Annotated in this window: 20 protein-coding genes; 16 read left to right on the forward strand and 4 right to left on the reverse strand. The window is 70.7% G+C overall.

Features of this window, described 5'->3' with window-relative positions; translation table 11 throughout:
- The first annotated feature begins 187 nt into the window (after positions 1-187).
- The 4 genes from ACWCPN_RS16080 (at position 188) to ACWCPN_RS16095 (ending at position 3,713) form a co-directional block, all read left to right on the forward strand.
- A complete protein-coding gene (locus tag ACWCPN_RS16080) occupies positions 188-841 on the forward strand; it encodes a response regulator transcription factor (protein ID WP_003993508.1) in 654 nt (217 codons plus the stop codon).
- A 6-nt stretch (positions 842-847) separates the two neighbouring features.
- Positions 848-2,092, forward strand: coding sequence for a sensor histidine kinase (locus ACWCPN_RS16085; RefSeq protein ID WP_365130456.1), 1,245 nt, complete (start codon positions 848-850; stop codon positions 2,090-2,092).
- Between the two features lie 393 nt (positions 2,093-2,485).
- Entirely contained in the window at positions 2,486-2,782 is a 297-nt protein-coding gene (locus tag ACWCPN_RS16090) for a DUF4193 domain-containing protein (RefSeq protein ID WP_005481602.1), read from the forward strand.
- 13 nt (positions 2,783-2,795) lie between these two features.
- Positions 2,796-3,713 carry a hypothetical protein gene (locus ACWCPN_RS16095; RefSeq protein WP_451206196.1) on the forward strand — a complete coding sequence of 306 codons (918 nt, stop codon included), beginning with the start codon at positions 2,796-2,798 and terminating at the stop codon, positions 3,711-3,713.
- A 5-nt stretch (positions 3,714-3,718) separates the two neighbouring features.
- Here ACWCPN_RS16095 and ACWCPN_RS16100 read toward each other — a convergent pair whose 3' ends face one another.
- Positions 3,719-4,183: a DUF3093 domain-containing protein gene (locus ACWCPN_RS16100; RefSeq protein ID WP_392293266.1), complete on the reverse strand. Its 465-nt coding sequence runs from the start codon at positions 4,181-4,183 to the stop codon at positions 3,719-3,721.
- Between the two features lie 57 nt (positions 4,184-4,240).
- On the opposite strand from ACWCPN_RS16100, the gene ACWCPN_RS16105 reads away from it, so the two are divergent.
- From ACWCPN_RS16105 to ACWCPN_RS16145, 9 genes are all read left to right on the forward strand, one after another.
- Positions 4,241-4,825, forward strand: coding sequence for a PaaI family thioesterase (locus tag ACWCPN_RS16105; protein WP_199212323.1), 585 nt, complete (start codon positions 4,241-4,243; stop codon positions 4,823-4,825).
- Positions 4,822-5,373: a dUTP diphosphatase gene (dut, locus tag ACWCPN_RS16110; protein WP_392293267.1), complete on the forward strand. Its 552-nt coding sequence runs from the start codon at positions 4,822-4,824 to the stop codon at positions 5,371-5,373. Before ACWCPN_RS16105 ends, dut begins: the two co-directional genes overlap by 4 nt.
- 1 nt (position 5,374) lies before the next feature.
- The gene (locus tag ACWCPN_RS16115; protein WP_451206201.1) at positions 5,375-6,136 is read left to right on the forward strand and encodes a DUF3710 domain-containing protein; all 762 of its coding nucleotides are present in this window, start codon (positions 5,375-5,377) and stop codon (positions 6,134-6,136) included.
- A 150-nt stretch (positions 6,137-6,286) separates the two neighbouring features.
- Complete coding sequence (locus ACWCPN_RS16120) at positions 6,287-7,456, forward strand: alginate lyase family protein (protein ID WP_451206204.1); 1,170 nt, start codon at positions 6,287-6,289, stop codon at positions 7,454-7,456.
- Positions 7,457-7,535: 79 nt separating this feature from the next.
- A complete protein-coding gene (locus ACWCPN_RS16125) occupies positions 7,536-8,261 on the forward strand; it encodes an ABC transporter ATP-binding protein (RefSeq protein WP_451206206.1) in 726 nt (241 codons plus the stop codon).
- A gap of 129 nt (positions 8,262-8,390) precedes the next feature.
- A complete protein-coding gene (locus ACWCPN_RS16130) occupies positions 8,391-10,937 on the forward strand; it encodes an ATP-binding protein (RefSeq protein WP_451206209.1) in 2,547 nt (848 codons plus the stop codon).
- Positions 10,934-11,623 (forward strand): response regulator, encoded by a 690-nt coding sequence (locus ACWCPN_RS16135; RefSeq protein WP_451206212.1) that lies wholly within the window; start codon positions 10,934-10,936, stop codon positions 11,621-11,623. Before ACWCPN_RS16130 ends, ACWCPN_RS16135 begins: the two co-directional genes overlap by 4 nt.
- Positions 11,624-11,786: 163 nt before the next feature.
- Positions 11,787-12,185: an OB-fold nucleic acid binding domain-containing protein gene (locus ACWCPN_RS16140; protein ID WP_451206215.1), complete on the forward strand. Its 399-nt coding sequence runs from the start codon at positions 11,787-11,789 to the stop codon at positions 12,183-12,185.
- A 3-nt stretch (positions 12,186-12,188) separates the two neighbouring features.
- Positions 12,189-12,965: a DUF3159 domain-containing protein gene (locus ACWCPN_RS16145; RefSeq protein ID WP_451206218.1), complete on the forward strand. Its 777-nt coding sequence runs from the start codon at positions 12,189-12,191 to the stop codon at positions 12,963-12,965.
- Positions 12,966-13,044: 79 nt separating this feature from the next.
- Here ACWCPN_RS16145 and ACWCPN_RS16150 read toward each other — a convergent pair whose 3' ends face one another.
- From ACWCPN_RS16150 to ACWCPN_RS16160, 3 genes are all read right to left on the reverse strand, one after another.
- Positions 13,045-13,713 (reverse strand): potassium channel family protein, encoded by a 669-nt coding sequence (locus tag ACWCPN_RS16150; protein ID WP_199212330.1) that lies wholly within the window; start codon positions 13,711-13,713, stop codon positions 13,045-13,047.
- A complete protein-coding gene (locus ACWCPN_RS16155; protein WP_199212331.1) occupies positions 13,713-14,384 on the reverse strand; it encodes a potassium channel family protein in 672 nt (223 codons plus the stop codon). The genes ACWCPN_RS16150 and ACWCPN_RS16155 overlap by 1 nt, the downstream gene beginning before the upstream one ends.
- 127 nt (positions 14,385-14,511) lie before the next feature.
- Positions 14,512-14,634, reverse strand: coding sequence for a hypothetical protein (locus ACWCPN_RS16160; RefSeq protein ID WP_451206222.1), 123 nt, complete (start codon positions 14,632-14,634; stop codon positions 14,512-14,514).
- Between the two features lie 161 nt (positions 14,635-14,795).
- On the opposite strand from ACWCPN_RS16160, the gene ACWCPN_RS16165 reads away from it, so the two are divergent.
- The 3 genes from ACWCPN_RS16165 (at position 14,796) to ACWCPN_RS16175 (ending at position 20,712) form a co-directional block, all read left to right on the forward strand.
- Positions 14,796-16,844, forward strand: coding sequence for an APC family permease (locus ACWCPN_RS16165; protein WP_451206225.1), 2,049 nt, complete (start codon positions 14,796-14,798; stop codon positions 16,842-16,844).
- A gap of 97 nt (positions 16,845-16,941) precedes the next feature.
- Complete coding sequence (locus ACWCPN_RS16170; protein ID WP_451206227.1) at positions 16,942-18,270, forward strand: class I SAM-dependent RNA methyltransferase; 1,329 nt, start codon at positions 16,942-16,944, stop codon at positions 18,268-18,270.
- Between the two features lie 687 nt (positions 18,271-18,957).
- On the forward strand, positions 18,958-20,712 hold the full coding sequence (locus ACWCPN_RS16175) for a NaeI family type II restriction endonuclease (protein WP_451206229.1): 1,755 nt from the start codon (positions 18,958-18,960) through the stop codon (positions 20,710-20,712).
- Positions 20,713-20,745: the final 33 nt, after the last annotated feature.

Below are 20,745 nucleotides of genomic sequence, written 5' to 3' on the forward strand. Positions count from 1 at the left end.
GGAAACCTTCCGCGCCGGAGAAAATCCCGCGCCGCCGCGCCGTCGCACCGGTCCCTGCGATGCGGGACCCGCCTTACAGCCGACTTATGGCCGAAAAGGGCAGGATGGAGGTCACATCCCACGGACACCCCTGCCCGCGCGCGCCTCACCGCGCGCTACGCGGGTGGACACAGGAAGGACAAGCGACGTGCGCGTACTCGTCGTCGAGGACGAGCAACTGCTCGCCGATGCGGTGGCCACCGGACTGCGCCGGGAGGCCATGGCCGTCGACGTCGTGTACGACGGTGCGGCCGCCCTGGAGCGCATCGGCGTCAACGACTACGACGTGGTCGTCCTCGACCGGGACCTTCCGCTCGTGCACGGCGACGACGTCTGCCGCAAGATCGTGGAGCTGGGCATGCCCACGCGCGTGCTCATGCTCACCGCCTCCGGTGACGTCAGCGACCGCGTCGAGGGCCTGGAGATCGGTGCCGACGACTATCTGCCCAAGCCGTTCGCGTTCAGCGAGCTGATCGCGCGCGTCAGGGCCCTCGGGCGCCGCACGAGCGTGCCGCTGCCGCCGGTCCTGGAGCGGGCCGGCATCAAGCTCGACCCGAACCGCCGCGAGGTCTTCCGCGACGGCAAGGAGGTCCAGCTCGCGCCCAAGGAGTTCGCGGTCCTCGAGGTGCTGATGCGCAGCGAGGGCGCGGTGGTCTCGGCCGAGCAGCTCCTGGAGAAGGCCTGGGACGAGAACACCGACCCGTTCACCAACGTCGTGCGCGTGACCGTCATGACGCTGCGCCGCAAGCTCGGCGAGCCGCCGGTGATCGTCACCGTGCCCGGCTCCGGCTACCGGATCTGATCCGCCGTGGCCACGACGCCCGCGCCGCCCCAGGCGCCACCGAAGCCCACCTGGGACCCCCGGAGGCCGCAGCCCCCCTTCCCGTGGCTGCGCCCGACCATCCGGATACGGCTCACCCTGCTGTACGGCGGCATGTTCCTGATCGCCGGCATCCTGCTGCTGTCGATCATCTACCTGCTGGCCGCGCAGGCCATCACCAACGGCAACGCGCCGCTGTTCAAGATCGTCAGCTTCCAGGAGCTGAAGGTCTCCAGCGACAACTGCCCCGCGATCACCAACCAGGTCCCGCTCGCCGACTTCAACGACGCGATCAGCCGGTGCGCCGACAGCCAGCGCCACGCGGCCCTGGACAACCTGCTCAGCCGCTCGCTGCTGGCCCTGCTGGGCCTCGCCGTCATCGCCTTCGCGTTCGGCTACGCGATGGCGGGCCGGGTGCTCTCCCCGCTCGGCCGGATCACCCGCACCGCGCGCCAGGTGGCCGGCTCGGACCTGTCCCGGCGGATCGAGCTGGACGGCCCGGACGACGAGCTGAAGGAGCTGGCGGACACCTTCGACGAGATGCTGGAGCGCCTGGAGCGGGCCTTCACCGCCCAGCAGCGCTTCGTCGGCAACGCCTCCCACGAGCTGCGCACCCCGCTCGCCATCAACCGCACGCTCCTCGAGGTGCACCTGTCCGACCCGAACGCGCCGGTGGAGCTGCAGCAGCTCGGCAAGACGCTGCTGGCCACCAACGAGCGCAGCGAGCAGCTCGTGGAGGGCCTGCTGCTGCTCGCCCGCAGCGACAACCAGATCGTCGAGCGCAAACCGGTCGACCTGGCCGAGGTGGCCGGACAGGCCATCGACCAGGTGCACGCCGAGGCCGAGGCCAAGGGCGTCACCGTCCGCGGCGAGCGCAGGCCCGCGGTGGTGCAGGGCAACGGCGTCCTGCTGGAGCGGATCGCGCTGAACCTCGTCCAGAACGCGGTGCGCTACAACGTGGCCGAGAACGGCTGGGTGGAGGTGACCACGGAGGTGCTGCACGGCCAGGCGGTGCTGACCGTCTCCAACACCGGCCCGGTCGTGCCGGCGTACGAGATCGACAACCTCTTCGAGCCGTTCAGACGGCTGCGCACGGAGCGCACGGGCAGCGACAAGGGGGTGGGCCTCGGCCTGTCCATCGTCCGGTCCGTGGCCCGCGCGCACGGCGGCCACATCGTGGCGACGCCGCGCGAGGGCGGGGGTCTGGTGATGCGGGTCACGCTGCCGGTGTGACCGGGATCCGACACACGCGGGGGTTGTTCGCTTCGCGCGGAATTTTCTACCCCCGGTCGGCGGTTGATCCTGTGTGATCGATCACATGGACGGATTTCCGGCCATGTACTCCGCGTGATCATGACACGGTGCGTAAAGCCCGGAAAATCCCAGTTTTCAGGGCTCTAGATCACGGGAAGTACACGGTGAGGCGCCTTTGAGGTGCGACATTCGAACCGTGTACGGTCCTCACCGCCATCCAAGCCGATCGCTCGCGAGCGGCCGGCTTGGGTGTCGATTGAGTAACAGACCTTGATGTGAGGCAAAATCTCCGCCTCAGGTCGGGCACAAGTCCGGCCTCTCACGCGTTACGTGCGCTGAAGACACCGCAGACACCCAGAGGGGGAGAGCGACATGGCAACCGATTACGACACTCCACGAAAGACCGACGACGACGTCGACTCGGACAGCCTTGAAGAACTGAAGGCCCGCCGGAACGACAAGTCCACCTCCGCGGTGGACGTCGACGAGTTCGAGGCCGCTGAGGGCCTCGAGCTGCCCGGTGCCGACCTCTCGAACGAGGAGCTGGCCGTCCGGGTGCTGCCCAAGCAGCAGGACGAGTTCACCTGCATGAGCTGCTTCCTGGTGCACCACCGCAGCCAGCTGGCCCGCGAGAAGAACGGCCAGCCGATCTGCCGCGACTGCGACTGAGGACGGGTCGGCCGTGACTGGCTCGACCCCTCCGCGGAAGCGCCGCTTCTCCCTGCGGGGAGCGGACAAGGGGCCGCACGGCGGCCCGCACGGTGCGCGTGACGACGAGCGGGGCTCACCCTCGACGGGGGCCTCGCTCGAACCGGCGTCCGGCCGGGCCGACCACCCGACGGCGCCGGAGCCGCAGCCCCTCGCCAGGCGACGGGCCGCGGTGGTCCGTGACAAGACCCGGCAGCTGGCCCGGGAAGGCGCCCGCAGGGGCGGCAGCCGAGCCCGCGCGGGCCTGGCGTACATCGCGGACCGCATCCTCGACATCGCCCCGCGTGTGCCCGTACGCGACCTCGCGGCCCTGCGCCGCCAGTTCCCCGGCCTCGGGCCCGAGGAGCTCGCCGACAAGCTGGTGGCGGGCGCGGCGGCCGGCACCTCGACGGTCGGAGCCGGTATCGGGGCGGCGGCGATGCTGCCGGTGCCGCCGGCCATGCCGACCGAACTGGCGACCGAGATCACCGGGGTCGCCGCGATCGAGCTGAAGCTCATCGCCGAACTGCACGAGGTCTACGGCGTACGGCCGCCGGGAAACCTCCGGGCCCGCAGCAGCGCGTACCTGTCCTCGTGGACGGGGGAGCGCGGCATCAAGGTGACCGAACCGGCCACCGTCGACGCGGCCCTGGGCGGCCGGATGAAGCGCGAACTGCGCCAGCAGATCATGAAGCGGATGGTCCGGGACCTGCCGAACCTCATGCCGTTCATGGTGGGCGCGGCGGTGGGCGCGGTCATGAACCGCCGGGACACCAGAAGACTCGCCGCCCGGATCCGCGCCGACCTGCGGAAGGTCCAGGTGCCGTGGGACGAGCTGCCCGAACTGCCGCCGCTGGACGAACCCGAGCACCCGATCAGACTCGGTGAGCTGCCCGGGAATCCCGAGGACTGAGGACGCTACGCCGCCGTCCGCCGGGCCGCCTCGATCGCGGCCGCCAGGCGTTCCGGCTCCCGCGTCGACAGGTACAGGTACGGCGTCGGGTCCTGCGGGTCCGTGACCTCCACGCGCAGCGCGGTGGGGATGTAGGAGCGCAGCAGCAGGAAGGCGCGGGTGTCGGCCTTGTACGTGCGCCAGGCGCGGGCCTCCTCGGGGCCGAGGACCTCCGAGTCGCCGAGCGCCGACACCGGGACACTGGCCTCGCCCGCGATCAGCGAGCCGCCCACGACCCGGATCCGCGGGGCGCCGTAGGCACTGGCCACCACGGCCGCGGCGGCCGTACCGCCGACCAGGCCGCCGAGCAGCGGCAGGGTCCCGAACGGCAGCAGGATCAGGGCGAACGAGACGCCCACGAGGAAGCTGATCAGCCACCACGAACGAGGGGTGGTGAGGCGTTCTTCGTAGGGGGTGGCGGAGAGCTGCATGAGCCAAGCTTGGCACGGTGTCGGAACAACGCCGACGCGCGGGTAAGGTCTGCGCCTGTGAGTGGTAGTTCCGCAGCTCTTCAGCCCCCAGCCGACGCGGTGAAACCGGTACGGCACCCCGACGCGCCCGCGCCCGGCGAGCTTCTCGGCGCCCACTACGAACAGTGTTTCGGATGTGGCGGTGGGCAACAGCACGGGCTGCACCTGGAGGCGCGCGCCGGTGAGGGTGTCTCGCTGACCGCCGAGTTCACCGTGCAGCCCGCCCACCAGGGTGCCCCGGGCCTCGCGCACGGCGGCGTGCTGGCCACCGCCCTCGACGAGACGCTGGGCTCGCTGAACTGGCTGCTGCGGACCATCGCGGTCACCGGCCGGCTGGAGACCGACTTCGCGCGGCCGGTTCCGGTGGGCACCACGCTGCATCTCCAGGCCGAGGTCACGGCCGTCGCCGGGCGGAAGATCTACTCCACCGCCACCGGCCGCATCGGCGGCCCCGACGGACCGGTCGCGGTCCGCGCCGACGCCCTGTTCATCGAGGTCAAGGTGGACCACTTCATCGACCACGGCCGCACGGAGGAGATCCGGGCCGCCATGGACGACCCGGACCAGGTCCGGCGGGCCCGCGCCTTCGAGGTGAACCCGTGAGCCGCCCCCCGCTGGACGTGCGGCTGCGCCGCGTCGACCCCGAGGTGCCGCTGCCCGCGTACGAGCACCCGGGCGACGCCGGGGCCGATCTGCGCACCACCGAGGCCCGCGAGCTGGCGCCCGGTGAGCGGGCCGTGCTGCCCACGGGTGTGTCGATCGCCCTCCCCGAGGGGTACGCGGCCTTCGTGCACCCGCGTTCCGGCCTCGCCGCCCGCTGCGGTGTCGCCCTCGTGAATGCCCCGGGGACGGTTGATGCCGGGTACCGTGGGGAGATCAAGGTGATCGTGGTGAATCTCGACCCGCACGAGACGGTGCGGTTCGAGCGCTTCGACCGGATTGCCCAACTGGTCGTCCAGCAGGTCGAGAGGGTCCGCTTCCAGGAGGTGGCGGAACTTCCCGGCTCGGCGCGGGCCGAAGGGGGCTTCGGGTCCACCGGTGGCCATGCCGCGGTGGGCGACGAGAGCGGCACAAGCGGTCAGGCCGCCGTGCGTGGCCTGGCGGGTGGGAATCGATACGCTTCGGTCGTATCCGACCGGGAAGGACAGTGACGTGTTCGGACGTCGCAAGAAGAAGGGTGCCGCCGAGGACGCGGCCGGCGAGGCCGAGCAGGTCGTCGACAGCGTCGACACCGAGGCGGACGAGGAAGAGGCCGAGCGCGAGCGCGTCCGGCTCGAGCCCGAGCCCCGGCCCGACGGCCCGTGGGACAGTACCGAGGTGCGCGACCCGGCCGAGGGCCGTGTCGACCTCGGCGGTCTCTTCGTGCCGGGCGTCGACGGCATGGAGCTGCGGGTGGAGGTCGCGGGTGACGCGATCGTCGCGGCGACCGTGGTGCTGCGTGACAGCGCCGTCCAGCTCCAGGCCTTCGCCGCGCCCAAGCGCGAGGGCATCTGGGGCGAGGTCCGCGAGGAGATCGCGGGCGGCATCACCCAGCAGGGCGGCATCGTCGACGAGGTCGAGGGTCCGCTGGGCTGGGAGCTGCGCGCCCAGGTGCCGGTCCAGCTGCCGGACGGCACCGGCGGCTTCCAGGTCGTCCGGTTCATCGGCGTGGACGGCCCGCGCTGGTTCCTGCGCGGTGTGATCTCCGGCCAGGGCGCGGTGCAGCCGCAGGCGGCCGGTCTGCTGGAGCAGATCTTCCGGGACACGGTCGTGGTCCGCGGCGAGGGCCCGATGGCGCCCCGCGACCCGATCGTCCTGAAGCTGCCGAACGACGCCCAGATGGTTCCCGAGGGCGTTCAGCAGGAGGAGGGCTCGCGCTTCTCCGGCGGCATGGGCCAGCTCCAGCGCGGACCCGAGATCACCGAGGTCCGGTAACAACGGGACGAAAGAGGGCCGTACCCCCCCCGGGGTGCGGCCCTTTCGCATGCGTGCCCCCTTGACGGGCCAATGGTCTGTACCTACGGTCTCCGAGCCAACGTCTGTTCATAAAGGCGCCCTGCGTTCACATACAAGAACGGAGTCACCGTGCGTCGTACCCCACTGCTCGCCGTCGTGGCCTCCCTGCTGGCCGGTGCCCTCGCGGCACCCACAGCGCACTCCGCCCCCGCCGCCTTCGCCCACCCCGGAGTCACCGTCTCCCGGAGCCAGCTGGACTTCGCCCGCGCCGAGGTGCAGGCCGGTGCCCAGCCCTGGAAGAGCGCCTTCGACCAGATGAAGGCGAGCAAGTACGCCGACCTGAACCGCACGCCCAAGCCGCGCGCCACCGTCGAGTGCGGCTCCTACTCCAACCCGAACCACGGCTGCACCGACGAACGCGAGGACGCGATCGCCGCGTACACCGACGCCCTCGCCTGGTACATGACCGGGGACGCGCGCTACGCCCGGAAGGCCATCCAGATCATGGACGCCTGGTCGGGCACCATCACCGGCCACACCAACAGCAACGCGCCCCTGCAGACCGGCTGGGCGGGGTCCTCCTGGCCCAAGGCGGCCGAGATCATCAAGTACACCTACACCGGCGGCTGGGCCAACCAGAGCCGCTTCTCCACCATGCTCCGCGACGTGTACCTGCCGGTGGTGATCAAAGGCTCCAACTCCAACGGCAACTGGGAGCTGTCGATGACGGAGGCAGCCGTCGGCATCTCCGTCTTCCTGGAGGACAAGGCGTCGTACGACACCGCGATGGCCAGGTTCCGCACCCGCGCGGCCGCCTACGTCTACCTCGCCTCCGACGGCGACCTGCCGAAGACCGTGCCCGGCCAGAACCTGAACACCCGCGACAAGATCGTCTCCTACTGGCAGGGCCAGTCCACCTTCGTCACCGGGCTCACCCAGGAGACCTGCCGCGACCTCACCCACACCGGGTACGGCATCTCCGCGATCTCGCACATCGCCGAGACCAGCCGGATCCAGGGGCAGGACCTCTACGGCACCGACGTCGGCGAGCGGCTGCGCCAGGCGCTCGGCTTCCAGTCCAGGTACCAGCTCGGCGCGGCCGTCCCCGACTGGCTGTGCGGCGGCTCTCTGAAGCTCGGCCTCGGTCCCGTCACGGAGGTCGGCTACAACGCCCTGCACAACCGGCGCGGCGTCGCCATGACCAACACCCAGAGCCTGACCCTGGCCAACCGTCCGGCCGGCACCGACAACCTCTTCGTCGCCTGGGAGACCCTCACCCACGGCGACAACCCGAACTGAAACCGTTGAACGGCCGGGCGCCCCGCGGTGATACTGGCGCCCGGCCCGCGTGGGCACGGGGGAGCGACGGGGAGGCCGCATGAACCGGGTGATCACCGAGACCATGGTGCGCGTCGAGGACGTGCACAGGTCCTACGGGCGGGGGGCCGCCGCCGTGCACGCCCTGCGCGGGGTCTCCCTGGAGATCCCGCGCGGCGAACTCGTCGCCCTCAAGGGGCGCTCGGGCTCCGGGAAGACCACCCTGCTGAACATCGTCGGCGGACTCGACAGCCCCGACCGGGGCCGGGTCGAGGTCGACGGGCAGGACCTGGCCGGGCTCGGCGAGAGCGGGCTGCTGGAGCTGCGCCGGGACCGGATCGGCTTCGTCTTCCAGTCCTTCGGCCTCATCCCGATCCTGACCGCCGCCGAGAACGTCGGCGTGCCGCTGCGGCTGCGCCGCGCCGAGCCGCGCGAGCGCGAGGAGCGCGTCGAGCTGCTGCTCTCCCTCGTCGGGCTCGCCGACCACGCGGCCCAGCGGCCCGGCGAACTGTCCGGCGGCCAGCAGCAGCGGGTGGCCATCGCCCGGGCCCTCGCCAACCGCCCCGCCCTGCTGATCGCCGACGAGCCGACCGGCCAGCTCGACGCCGAGACCGGCCACGCCGTCATGGAGCTGCTGCGGGCCGTCGTCCGCGGCTGGGGGCACCTCCCAGGCCCGATGGGGCACTGGGGGAAGGCCACCGCCCTGGTCGCCACGCACGACGCGAACCTGCTGGACCTCGCCGACCGGGTGCTCGAACTGCGCGACGGGGAGATCATCGAGCACTGAGCCGCCCGTGCCGGGCCGTCAGGGTTGCGTCAAAGACCCCCCTTGACCGGCACCTTGCCCGGTTTGTCCGCGTCGCGGGACGTAGGGTCGACGCTGCGTAGGCGGTAGTCGGCGGAAGACAATGGGGCCATGGCACGCGGCAAGCTTCGGATCCACCTCGGCGCGGCACCGGGCGTGGGCAAGACCTACGCCATGCTGTCCGAGGCGCACCGCCGCATCGAGCGGGGCACCGACTGCGTGGTGGGGTTCGTCGAGCACCACGGCCGGCCGCGCACCGAGGTGATGCTGCACGGCCTGGAACAGGTGCCGCGCACTCGGCTGGAGCACCGGGGCACCACCTTCGAGGAGATGGACGTCGACGCGGTGCTGCGCCGCGCACCGGCCGTCGCCCTCGTGGACGAGCTCGCCCACACCAACGTCCCCGGCTCCCGCAACGCCAAGCGCTGGCAGGACGTCGAGGAACTGCTCGCCGCCGGCATCGACGTCGTCACGACCGTCAACATCCAGCACCTGGAGTCCCTCGGCGACGTCGTCGAGTCGATCACGGGGGTGCGGCAGCGCGAGACCGTCCCGGACGAGATCGTGCGCCGGGCCGACCAGATCGAGCTGGTCGACATGTCCCCGCAGGCCCTGCGCCGCCGTATGGCGCACGGCAACATCTACCAGCCGGACAAGGTCGACGCGGCCCTGTCCAACTACTTCCGGCCCGGCAACCTGACCGCGCTGCGCGAGCTGGCCCTGCTGTGGGTGGCCGACCGGGTCGACGAGCACCTGAACGAGTACCGCAGCGAGCACCGGGTCTCCCGGATCTGGGGTTCCCGCGAGCGCATCGTGGTCGGGCTGACCGGCGGACCCGAGGGACGCACCCTCATCCGGCGGGCGGCACGGCTCGCCGAGAAGGGCGCCGGCGGCGAGGTGATGGCCGTCTACATAGCGCGCAGCGACGGCCTGACCGCGGCCTCCCCGAAGGAACTGGCCGTCCAGCGCACCCTGGTGGAGGATCTCGGCGGCACCTTCCACCACGTCGTCGGCGACGACATACCCGCCGCCCTGCTGGACTTCGCGCGCGGTGTCAACGCCACCCAGATCGTGCTCGGCTCCTCGCGCCGCAAGGCCTGGCAGTACGTCTTCGGGCCCGGCGTCGGCGCCACCGTCGCCCGCGAGTCGGGCCCCGACCTCGACGTGCACATCGTCACCCACGAGGAGGTCGCCAAGGGCCGCGGACTGCCCGTCGCCCGGGGCGCCCGGCTCGGCCGGGCCCGGATCGTCTGGGGCTGGCTGGTGGGCCTGGGCGGCCCCGTCGTCCTCGCGGTGCTGCTGAACACCGTCGACCTCGGCCTCGCCAACGACATGCTGCTGTTCCTGGCCGTCACGGTCGCCGCGGCCCTGCTCGGCGGCCTGCTGCCCGCCCTCGCCTCGGCCGCCCTCGGCTCCCTGCTGCTGAACTACTTCTACACCCCGCCCCTGCACCGGCTGACCATCGCCGACCCCAAGAACATCGTCGCCATCGCGATCTTCTTCGGTGTCGGCATGTCGGTCGCCTCCGTGGTCGACCTCGCCGCCCGGCGCACCCACCAGGCCGCCCGGCTGCGCGCCGAGTCCGAGATCCTCTCCTTCCTCGCGGGCAACGTGCTGCGCGGCGAGACCGGCCTGGAGGAACTGCTCGAACGGGTCCGGGAGACCTTCGCCATGGAGTCCGCGGCCCTGCTGGAACGGGCCGGCGACGTGGAACCGTGGACCTGTGCGGGCCGCGTCGGCCCCGGCCCGCGACCGGAGCGGCCCGAGGACGCCGACGTCGACATGCCGGTCGGCGACCACATGGCCCTCGCGCTCACCGGACGGGTGCTGCCCGCCGAGGACCGCCGGGTGCTCGCCGCCTTCGCCGCGCAGGCCGCCGTCGTACTGGACCGCAGCCGGCTCCAGGAGGAGGCCGACCGGGCCCGGGCGCTCGCCGAGGGCAACCGCATCCGCACCGCCCTGCTCGCCGCCGTCAGCCACGACCTGCGCACCCCGCTGGCCGGGATCAAGGCCGCGGTCTCCTCCCTGCGCTCCGAGGACGTCGACTGGTCCGAGGAGGACCGGGCCGAACTGCTCCAGGGCATCGAGGAGGGCGCCGACCGGCTCGACCACCTCGTGGGCAACCTGCTGGACATGTCCCGGCTGCAGACCGGCACCGTGGCCCCGCTGATCCGCGAGATCGACGTGGACGAGGTGGTCCCGATGGCGCTGGGCGGCGTGCCCGAGGACAGCGTGGAACTGGACGTCCCCGAGACCCTGCCCATGGTCGCCGTCGACCCCGGACTGCTGGAGCGCTCGGTGGCCAACCTGGTCGAGAACGCCGTCAAGTACAGTCCCCCCGGCCGGCACGTCCTGGTGTCCGCCAGCGCCATCGCGGACCGGGTCGAGGTGCGGGTCGTGGACCGCGGGCCCGGCGTGCCGGACGACGCGAAGGACCGCATATTCGAGCCCTTCCAGCGGTACGGGGACGCCCCGCGCGGTGCCGGGGTCGGCCTCGGACTCGCCGTCGCCCGGGGCTTCGCCGAGGCGATGGGTGGCACCCTGAACGCCGAGGACACCCCGGGCGGCGGGCTCACGATGGTGCTGAGCCTCCGCGCGGCCCGCGGACCCCTCCGCCCCCTGGAGGACACCGCAGAACCCGAAAGGCAGGCCCTATGACGACCCGGGTGCTCGTGGTCGACGACGAGCCGCAGATCGTGCGCGCCCTCGTGATCAACCTCAAGGCACGCCAGTACGAGGTCGACGCGGCCCACGACGGCAGGACCGCCCTGGAGCTCGCCGCCTCCCGCCACCCCGACGTGGTCGTGCTGGACCTGGGCCTGCCCGACATGGACGGCGTCGAGGTGATCCGCGGGCTGCGCGGCTGGACCCGGGTGCCGATCCTGGTGCTCTCCGCCCGCCACTCCTCCGACGAGAAGGTCCAGGCGCTGGACGCGGGCGCCGACGACTACGTCACCAAGCCCTTCGGCATGGACGAACTGCTGGCCCGGCTGCGCGCCGCGGTGCGCCGGGCCGAGCCGGTCGGACCCGGCGAGGACGACGTGACGACCGTGGAGACCGCGGGCTTCACCGTCGACCTGACCGCGAAGAAGGTCAACCGTTCGGGCAGGGACGTCCGTCTCACCCCGACCGAGTGGCACCTGCTGGAGGTCCTGGTCCGCAACACCGGCCGCCTGGTCAGTCAGAAGCAACTGCTGCAGGAGGTCTGGGGACCGTCGTACGGCACCGAGTCCAACTACCTCCGGGTGTACATGGCGCAGCTCCGGCGCAAACTGGAGACGGACCCGTCGCACCCGGAGCACTTCATCACGGAGCCCGGGATGGGATACCGGTTCGAGAAGTGACCGGCCGGGGGTCCGGGGGTCGGCCCCCGGGGAATGCGGCATCACGGAGCCCGGGATGGGATACCGGTTCGAGAAGTGACCGGCCGGGGGTCCGGAACGGGATACCGATGCGAGAAGTGAGCTGGGCTACGGCGGTGTCGGCGCACCCCGGTACGCTTCCTGTATGAGTGCTGTTCCTCGTTCCCAGAAGCCGGCCGGCCGGTTCCGGCGCATGCTCGACCGGCTCTCGACCTCCCAGGAGGACCTGGAGTCGGAGGAGCTGCGGGAGGATGCCGAGACGACGGGATGCACCCGGATCGGTGACTGCCGCGACCGGCAGATCGTCACCGTAACTGGTACCTTGCGCACGGTCACCCTGCGGCCACGCGCGGGAGTCCCGGCCCTGGAGGCCGAGCTGTTCGACGGCTCCGCGGCCCTGGACGTGGTGTGGCTCGGCAGGCGCTCCATCGTGGGGATAGAACCCGGACGCAAGCTGATCGCATCGGGCCGGATCTCGATGAGCCGGGGCCGCCGGGTGCTGTTCAATCCGAAGTACGAACTGCGACCCCTTGGACGGGAGTAGCCGGTGACGTCCCTCGACAAGCCGACCCAAGACACCGATCAGACCCCGCCGGACGACGCACGCGCGGTCACCGAGGCCGCCCTGTTCGAGGCGTTCGGCGGTGTCCGCGGCATGGTCGAGACGGTGCTGCCCGGTCTCCTCTTCGTCGCGATCTTCACGATCAACAAGAACCTGCACTTCTCGGCGATCGCCGCCCTGGCCCTGTCCCTGGTGCTGGTCGTGGTCCGGCTCGCCCGCAAGGACACCGTCAAGCACGCCTTCAGCGGCGTCTTCGGCGTGGCGTTCGGCGTGGTCTTCGCGATGTTCACGGGCAACGCCAAGGACTTCTACCTCCCCGGCATGCTCTACACGCTGGGCCTGGCGCTGGCCTACATCATCACGACGCTCGCCGGTGTCCCGCTGATCGGCCTCATCCTCGGCCCGGTCTTCAAGGAGAACCTCTCCTGGCGGACCCGCAACCCCGGCCGCAAGAAGGCCTATGCCAAGGCCAGTTGGGCCTGGGGCCTGATCCTGCTCGCCAAGTGCGCGATCCTCTTCCCGCTGTACTGGTGGGCCGACACCGCCCAGCTCGGCTGGGTACTGGTCGCCCTGAAGATCCCGCCGTTCCTGCTGGCGGTCTACCTGACCTGGGTCTTCCTGGCGAAGGCGCCCGCGCCGATCGACGTGTTCGCGGAGATGGAGGCGCAGGAGCAGGCGGAGAAGGCGGAGAAGGAGCGCCTGGCCGCCCTGGCCGCCGAGAACGGCGAGCCCGCCGGCGGACGGCACCGCCGCGAGGCCTGACGAGCCGCCGTACGGCCTTCGTACGAAGAGGAAGGGCGCCCTCGATGCCGAGGGCGCCCTTCCTTCTGTCTTCCGGGCGTCAGTCCTCGCGGCGGACCGACAGCAGTTCCTCGAGCTGCTCCTCGCGGGCCTGCGCGGCCACGAAGAGGAGCTCGTCGCCCGGCTCCAGGGAGTCCTCCCGGGACGGCGTCAGCACCCGGGTGCCGCGGATGATCGTGACCAGGGAGGTGTCCTGCGGCCACTCCACGTCGCCGACCTGGGTGCCGGCCAGGGCCGACTCCTCGGGCAGGGTCAGCTCCACCAGGTTGGCGTCGCCGTGGCTGAAGCGGAGCAGCCGGACCAGGTCGCCGACGCTCACCGCCTCCTCGACCAGGGCGGACATCAGGCGCGGGGTGGAGACGGCCACGTCCACGCCCCAGGCCTCGTTGAACAGCCACTCGTTCTTCGGGTTGTTCACCCGGGCGACGACGCGCGGAACGCCGTACTCCGTCTTGGCGAGCAGCGAGACGACCAGGTTGACCTTGTCGTCACCGGTCGCGGCGATCACCACGTTGCAGCGCTGCAGCGCCGCCTCGTCCAGGGAGGTGATCTCACAGGCGTCGGCCAGCAGCCACTCCGCCTGGGGCACCCGTTCCACCGAGATGGCGGTCGGGGCCTTGTCGATGAGCAGGACCTCGTGGCCGTTCTCGAGCAGTTCGCCCGCGATCGAGCGGCCCACGGCGCCGGCTCCGGCAATGGCGACCCTCATCAGTGACCGCTCTCCTCTTCCGGGCCCCCGGCGAACGCCGCCTCGACCTTCTCGACGTCGTCCGTCCGCATCATCACGTGCACCAGGTCGCCCTCCTGCAGCACCGTCTGCGACGTGGGCACGATCGCCTCGCCCAGGCGCGTCAGGAACGCCACCCGGACGCCCGTCTCCTCCTGCATCGTGCTGATCTTGTGGCCGACCCACTTCGCGGAGGCGTGCACCTCGGCGAGCTGGACGCCGCCGGTGGGGTCGCGCCACAGCGGCTCGGCGCCCGAGGGCAGCAGCCGGCGCAGCATCTGGTCGGCGGTCCAGCGGACCGTGGCCACGGTGGGGATGCCCAGGCGCTGGTAGACCTCGGCCCGGCGGGGGTCGTAGATGCGGGCCGCCACGTTCTCCACACCGAACATCTCGCGGGCCACGCGGGCGGAGATGATGTTGGAGTTGTCACCGCTGGAGACCGCGGCGAAGGCGCCGGCCTCCTCGATGCCCGCCTCGCGCAGGGTGTCCTGGTCGAAGCCGACGCCGGTCACACGGCGGCCGCCGAAGCCCGGGCCCAGCCGGCGGAAGGCGGTGGGGTCCTGGTCGATCACGGCGACCGTGTGCCCCTTTTGCTCCAGGGTCTGGGCGAGAGCGGAACCCACTCTCCCGCAGCCCATGATGACGATGTGCACGACCGTCCTTCCGGTGTCCAAAAGTTACTGCTCAGCCTCAGGGTCTCAGACCGACGCCCAAAGCTACACACGGGCGGTTCGGGGTGGGCACCCCCGGTGCGGAGGTTTCCGGGACCACCGCCGCCGGTCACCGCCGCGGATCTCCGGCGGCGCCCCTGCGGCGCGTGATGCTGCGCACGCTGCACAGGGTCAGGATTCCGAGGCCGACCACGGCGACGGTGGCCCCGATCAGCTCTGCGGGCGCGGTCATGGGACCTCCGAGGTGCGGTGACGGCCGGGATCTGCCATCTAGGCACGCGGAGCGCACGGACCACGGAATCCGCAGTTCAGTGGCCTTACGATTTCACTCGGGAGGCAGAACCGGGATGCCGGGTGGGCGGGTGCCTGTTCGAAGCCCTACGATCCTCTGTCGTGTCCAAACTGACCGACGTGCCCAAACGGATCCTGATCGGGCGCGCACTGCGCAGTGACCGGCTGGGCGAAACGCTCCTGCCGAAGCGCATCGCCCTCCCCGTCTTCGCCTCCGACCCGCTGTCCTCCGTCGCCTACGCGCCGGGGGAGGTCCTGCTGGTCCTGTCCATCGCGGGCGTGTCGGCGTACCACTTCAGCCCCTGGATCGCCGTCGCGGTCGTCGTGCTGATGTTCACCGTGGTCGCCTCCTACCGGCAGAACGTGCACGCCTACCCGAGCGGCGGCGGCGACTACGAGGTCGCCACCACCAACCTCGGGCCCAAGGCCGGCCTCACCGTGGCCAGCGCGCTGCTCGTCGACTACGTGCTGACCGTCGCCGTCTCCATCGCCTCCGGCATCGAGAACCTCGGCTCCGCGGTCCCCTTCGTCGTGGAGCACAAGGTGTTCTGCGCGACCGCCGTGATCGTCCTGCTGACGCTGATGAACCTGCGCGGCGTGAAGGAGTCGGGCAAGCTCTTCGCGATCCCGACCTACGTGTTCGTCGGCGGCGTCTTCATCATGATCGCGTGGGGTGCGTTCCGGGGCCTGGTCCTCGGCGACACCATGTCCGCGCCGACCGCCGACTACCACATCAAGGCCGAGCACCAGGGCCTCGCGGGCTTCGCCCTCGTCTTCCTGCTGCTGCGCGCCTTCTCCTCCGGCTGTGCCGCCCTGACGGGCGTGGAGGCCATCTCCAACGGCGTCCCGGCCTTCCGCAAGCCCAAGTCGAAGAACGCGGCGACCACGCTGGCCATGATGGGCCTGCTGGCCGTCACCATGTTCTGCGGCATCATCGCGCTCGCCATGGCGACGAACGTCCGCATGGCCGAGCACCCGGCCACCGACCTGATCCACAACGGCAGCCCGGTCGGCTCCGGCTACGTCCAGAACCCGGTGATCTCCCAGGTCGCCGAGGCGGTGTTCGGCAAGGGCAGCTTCCTGTTCATCCTGCTGGCGGCCGCCACCGCCCTGGTGCTGTTCCTGGCGGCCAACACGGCCTACAACGGCTTCCCGCTGCTCGGCTCGATCCTCGCCCAGGACCGCTACCTGCCGCGCCAGCTGCACACCCGCGGCGACCGCCTCGCCTTCTCCAACGGCATCGTGCTGCTGGCGGGCGCCGCCGCGCTGCTCGTGATCATCTACGGCGCCGACTCCACCCGCCTCATCCAGCTCTACATCGTCGGCGTGTTCGTGTCCTTCACGCTCAGCCAGACCGGCATGGTCCGGCACTGGAACCGCCACCTCGCGGTCGAGAAGGACCAGGCGGCCCGCAGCCACATGATCCGCTCCCGCGCGATCAACGCCTTCGGCGCCTTCTTCACCGGCCTGGTGCTGGTCGTCGTCCTCGTCACCAAGTTCACGCACGGCGCCTGGGTCGCCCTGCTGGGCATGTGCATCTTCTACGCGACGATGACCGCCATCCGTAAGCACTACGACCGCGTGGCCGACGAGATCGCCGCCCCCGAGGGCCCGAGCGACGACAGCGTCCGCCCCTCGCGGGTGCACTCGGTCGTCCTGATCTCCAAGATCCACCGCCCGACCCTGCGCGCCATGGCCTACGCCAAGCTGATGCGCTCGGACACCCTCGAGGCGCTCACCGTCAACGTCGACCCGGCGGAGACCAAGGCGCTGCGCGAGGAGTGGGAGCGGCGCGGGATCGACGTACCGCTGAAGGTCCTCGACTCGCCCTACCGCGAGATCACGCGGCCGATCATCGAGTACGTCAAGGGCCTGCGCAAGGAGTCCCCGCGCGACGCGGTCTCCGTGATCATCCCCGAGTACGTGGTCGGCCACTGGTACGAGCACCTGCTGCACAACCAGAGCGCCCTGCGCCTGAAGGGCCGCCTGCTCTTCACCCCCGGCGTGATGGTGACCTCCGTGCCCTACCAGCTGGCGTCCTCCGAGGCGGCCAAGCTGCGGGCCCGCAGGCGCCAGGACTGGAACGCGCCCGGCGCGGTCCGGCGCGGCCCGGCGGTGGAACGCCCGAAGGAGCCGGCCGCCAAGGACTGAGGCGTCGAGGCGTCCGGGAGAGGCCGTAGACTGGTGGGCTGTTGTCAGGCCCACCGGCCGCGGCCTCTTCCCCTTCCCGATCTGGAGTCACCCCACCATGCAGACAGAACCGACGAAGTCTCTGGTGGGGGAGGAGTACGAGGTCGAGATCGGCCCCGTCGCCCACGGCGGCCACTGCATCGCCCGTACCGCCGAGGGCCAGGTCCTGTTCGTCCGGCACGCGCTGCCGGGCGAGCGGGTGGTGGCCCGGGTGACCGAGGGCGAGGAGGGCGCCCGCTTCCTGCGCGCGGACGCCGTCGAGATCCTCGACCCGTCCAAGGACCGCGTCGAGGCGCCCTGCCCCTACGCCGGCCCCGGCCGCTGCGGCGGCTGCGACTGGCAGCACGCCAAGCCGGGCGCCCAGCGCCGCCTGAAGGGCGAGGTGATCGCCGAGCAGCTCCAGCGGCTCGCGGGCCTCACCCCGGAGGAGGCCGGCTGGGACGGCACGGTGATGCCCGCCGAGGGCGACAAGCTGCCCGCCGGCCAGGTGCCGCAGTGGCGGACACGGGTGCAGTACGCGGTGGACGCCGACGGCAACGCCGGACTGCGCCGCCACCGCTCCCACGAGGTCGAGCCGATCGACCACTGCATGATCGCCGCGCCCGGCGTCAGCGAGCTCGGCATCGAGGAGCGGGACTGGGCGGGCATGGCCTCCGTCGAGGCGATCGCCGCGACCGGTTCCCAGGACCGCATGGTGATCCTGGAGCCGCGTCCCGGTGCCCGGCTTCCCCTGGTCGAGCTCGACCGGCCGGTCTCCGTGATGCGCGTGGACGAGAAGGACGGCGGCATCCACCGTGTCCACGGCCGCGCGTTCGTGCGCGAGCGCGCCGACGACCACACCTACCGCGTCGGCAGCGGCGGCTTCTGGCAGGTCCACCCGAAGGCGGCCGACACCCTCGTCAAGGCCGTCATGCAGGGCCTGCTGCCCCGCAAGGGCGAGATGGCCCTCGACCTCTACTGCGGCGTCGGCCTGTTCGCCGGCGCCCTGGCCGACCGTCTCGGCGAGAAGGGCGCGGTCCTCGGCATCGAGTCCGGCAAGCGGGCGGTGGAGGACGCGCGGCACAACCTGGCGGGCTTCCCCCGGGTCCGCGTCGAGCAGGGCAAGGTCGAGTCGGTCCTCCCGCGCACGGGCATCACCGAGGTCGACCTCATCGTCCTCGACCCGCCCCGCGCCGGCGCCGGCCGCCGGACCGTCGACCACCTCACCTCCCTCGGCGCCCGCCGCATCGCCTACGTGGCCTGCGACCCGGCCGCCCTGGCCCGCGACCTGGCCTACTTCCGCGACGGGGGCTACCGGGTGCGGACGCTGCGGGCGTTCGACCTGTTCCCGATGACGCATCACGTCGAGTGTGTAGCGATCCTAGAACCCGCCGCGAAGGGCTCCTGACCTGCGGTTTTGTGTGTGCGCATTATGTGCGGTGTGGGCGTTACGGGCGATATCTTGACGCTGAAATGACGCTCGTGACGCTCATTTGACGCTGGTTCTGATGGGGTGTCAGGCGCGTTGGGGCGCTGGTTAAACGGCCGGTAGCGGCGGGGAAATGGGTGGCTCCATGCATAGCAGCGGGCTCGTGCCCGCCGGAACCACCTACCTGACGTCCTGCCGCGCAGGGACCTCACCACCGAGATGCGACGCCCGCCGCTCCGCACCCCTCTCAAGCGATCGGAGCTCCTCCTGCCGCACCTCCATCTCAGTGGGCGGAGCGGCTGGCGGCTGGCCCGTGCGCCAAGCCGAGTACAGGCCCGCCAGGGCGATGGTCACGGCAGCGAGGGACTCCGGTGACAACCCCAAGGCCACCAGCGTGACCCCGGTTGCGAGCACCATGACGAACGCAACGAGGTCCAGGGCGGGGGAGCGGCGGAGCGGGGTGGGACGGCGCACGGGCGGATTCCTCTCGGTTCAGGCTATGGTGATCAGCTTTCCTGAGGGCGCCCTCGCTCGCTAGATTTTCCCAGTTCTATCGGAGAAAATAGCCGTCTTGCCGAGAGAATTGTGAGCCTGATGTCCCCATTCCGCGCCAGCGGACGGCCCACCGTGCCTCCATCGACAGGTTCGGATGCCGTAGATGCGCTTGTGCTGCTCCTGCTGGACATACGCACGCAAGCTCGGCTATCCGTCGAGGACGTCCACGAACTACTCAGGACCAGCGGCCAGTTTGATGGTCAACTGCCCGCCCGATCGACGCTCTACCGCAAGCTGAGCGGCGTCGGGTTGAAGAACGAACGGCGTCTGATCGAGGCCATCGTCAGGGTCTGCATCCCCGACGCCCAGCGTGCCAACACGCTCAGGGAACAGGCCATCTCCCTACTACATCAGGCTTGGTCGGAGGATGCCGAGCCAGATCAGCCGGAGCCCGGAGCGGTTCCGGACGACGGAGGCTCGCTGGCAGAACTGGTCAGGGTTCAGCGCGAGTTGATCGATACTCAGGCCCAGCTCACTGCCGCGCTCCAAACCGCTACCGAGGCTGAGAAAGAATCTGCCAAGTCACGCGCGCTCGTTACCACGCTGTTGGTACTTGGAGCTTTGGGGCGCCCCGCAGCCGGACGAGTCTCGACTCCTTCCCCTGATGGCCCTTCCTATGCCGTCTCCGGAATCGAGCTGTCCAGACTGCGGACCCGCCTCGCGGCCGCCGAGGCCGAACGAGACGAGGCTCAGCAAGTCGCTCGCGCAGCACAACATCGACTGGCCGAGGCAGAGAACCTGCTTACCGCCCACGGCACTGGCTCCACAGACCCCACGGGTCTTTCAGCTCCTACCCCTACAGGTCCCGTGGAATGGCCGACGACTCGGACCGATCCCGCCGGCCAGGCTGCCCCAGCAGATACGCTCCGCAGCTCCCGTCAGGCACTGCCGGACACCACCGCCATCGAGCGGGAGGTAGAGCAAGGGGAGGGGGTGTCGTCGTTCGAGGGGCACGAGCGCGTCCGGTCACTAGAACAGGATCCGGAACTGGCCGAGGTCCTCGCCGAGATGCTGCGTTTGGACCCAGATGGCAGCCGCATGGGATCCGTGATCGACGGAGCGGGACGGCACCTGCTTGACCCCGCACACACCGGCCGCTACCTATGGTCCCAGCTCACCAAGGTCGAGAAGACAGGCTTGGGCACCGCCGTGTATCACCGGATGCAGCGCGAGTTGGGCCTCCCTGACGGACTGCACCTGGACTTCATGGTGGCCGGGCACGACGTCGACATGAAGTTCACCCGGGGCAGTAACTGGATCTTCCCGCCTGAACTGCAGGGTGGCCTGTGCCTGGTCGTACGCGCTGATGACGCCAGTGGCCTGTGGAGCATCGGCCTGCTGCGGGTGAGGGCCGAACTGATGCATACGGGTTCGAACCGCGACGGGAAACGCGGGCTAAGCGCGCAGGGCCGGGAGGCAATCCACTGGATCCACTCCAACCTTCCCCTGCCCGAGCATGCCCTGCGTCGACTGTCTGCTGACACGGTGAGTTCGATCTTCGCCAAGGCTTCAGGGCAGGCTCGGACCGAGGAGCTGTTCCTGCAGGCACAGCTCACTCCGATCACCACTGCGGACCTCTCCGCCGTCACCATGCAGGCTGATGGGGTTAAGCGAGCGCGGGAGGCACGGCGGACGCTCGCGCATCGGGGCGTGCTCGTCCTTAATGGCACTCGCCCCCGCGACGTCGAGTGGGCTTGGGGCCTCGGTCTACCTGCCCTTGAACCAAGCACGTGGATGAGTGTCCGGCTCACCCCGGCACAGCCCGGACACGAAGGCACTCCCACAATCATGCTCGACGGTACCCCGTGGTGCGTGGCTCACCTGGAGGATCTAGAAGTCCCCCTGCCCACAGCTGCCTTCGCATGACTGGCGCCAGCCGGACTGGCGGTGCACACGCTC

The organism is Streptomyces sp. NPDC002386 (assembly GCF_053593175.1).

Bases quoted from the DNA above. Each gene is read 5' to 3' on its own strand.
- ACWCPN_RS16090 (WP_005481602.1), top strand. From the start codon at position 2,486: ATGGCAACCGATTACGACACTCCACGAAAGACCGACGACGACGTCGAC.
- ACWCPN_RS16150 (WP_199212330.1), bottom strand. From the start codon at position 13,713: ATGAGGGTCGCCATTGCCGGAGCCGGCGCCGTGGGCCGCTCGATCGCG.
- ACWCPN_RS16140 (WP_451206215.1), top strand. From the start codon at position 11,787: ATGAGTGCTGTTCCTCGTTCCCAGAAGCCGGCCGGCCGGTTCCGGCGC.
- ACWCPN_RS16100 (WP_392293266.1), bottom strand. From the start codon at position 4,183: ATGCAGCTCTCCGCCACCCCCTACGAAGAACGCCTCACCACCCCTCGT.
- ACWCPN_RS16135 (WP_451206212.1), top strand. From the start codon at position 10,934: ATGACGACCCGGGTGCTCGTGGTCGACGACGAGCCGCAGATCGTGCGC.
- ACWCPN_RS16125 (WP_451206206.1), top strand. From the start codon at position 7,536: ATGAACCGGGTGATCACCGAGACCATGGTGCGCGTCGAGGACGTGCAC.
- ACWCPN_RS16130 (WP_451206209.1), top strand. From the start codon at position 8,391: ATGGCACGCGGCAAGCTTCGGATCCACCTCGGCGCGGCACCGGGCGTG.
- ACWCPN_RS16160 (WP_451206222.1), bottom strand. From the start codon at position 14,634: ATGACCGCGCCCGCAGAGCTGATCGGGGCCACCGTCGCCGTGGTCGGC.
- ACWCPN_RS16170 (WP_451206227.1), top strand. From the start codon at position 16,942: ATGCAGACAGAACCGACGAAGTCTCTGGTGGGGGAGGAGTACGAGGTC.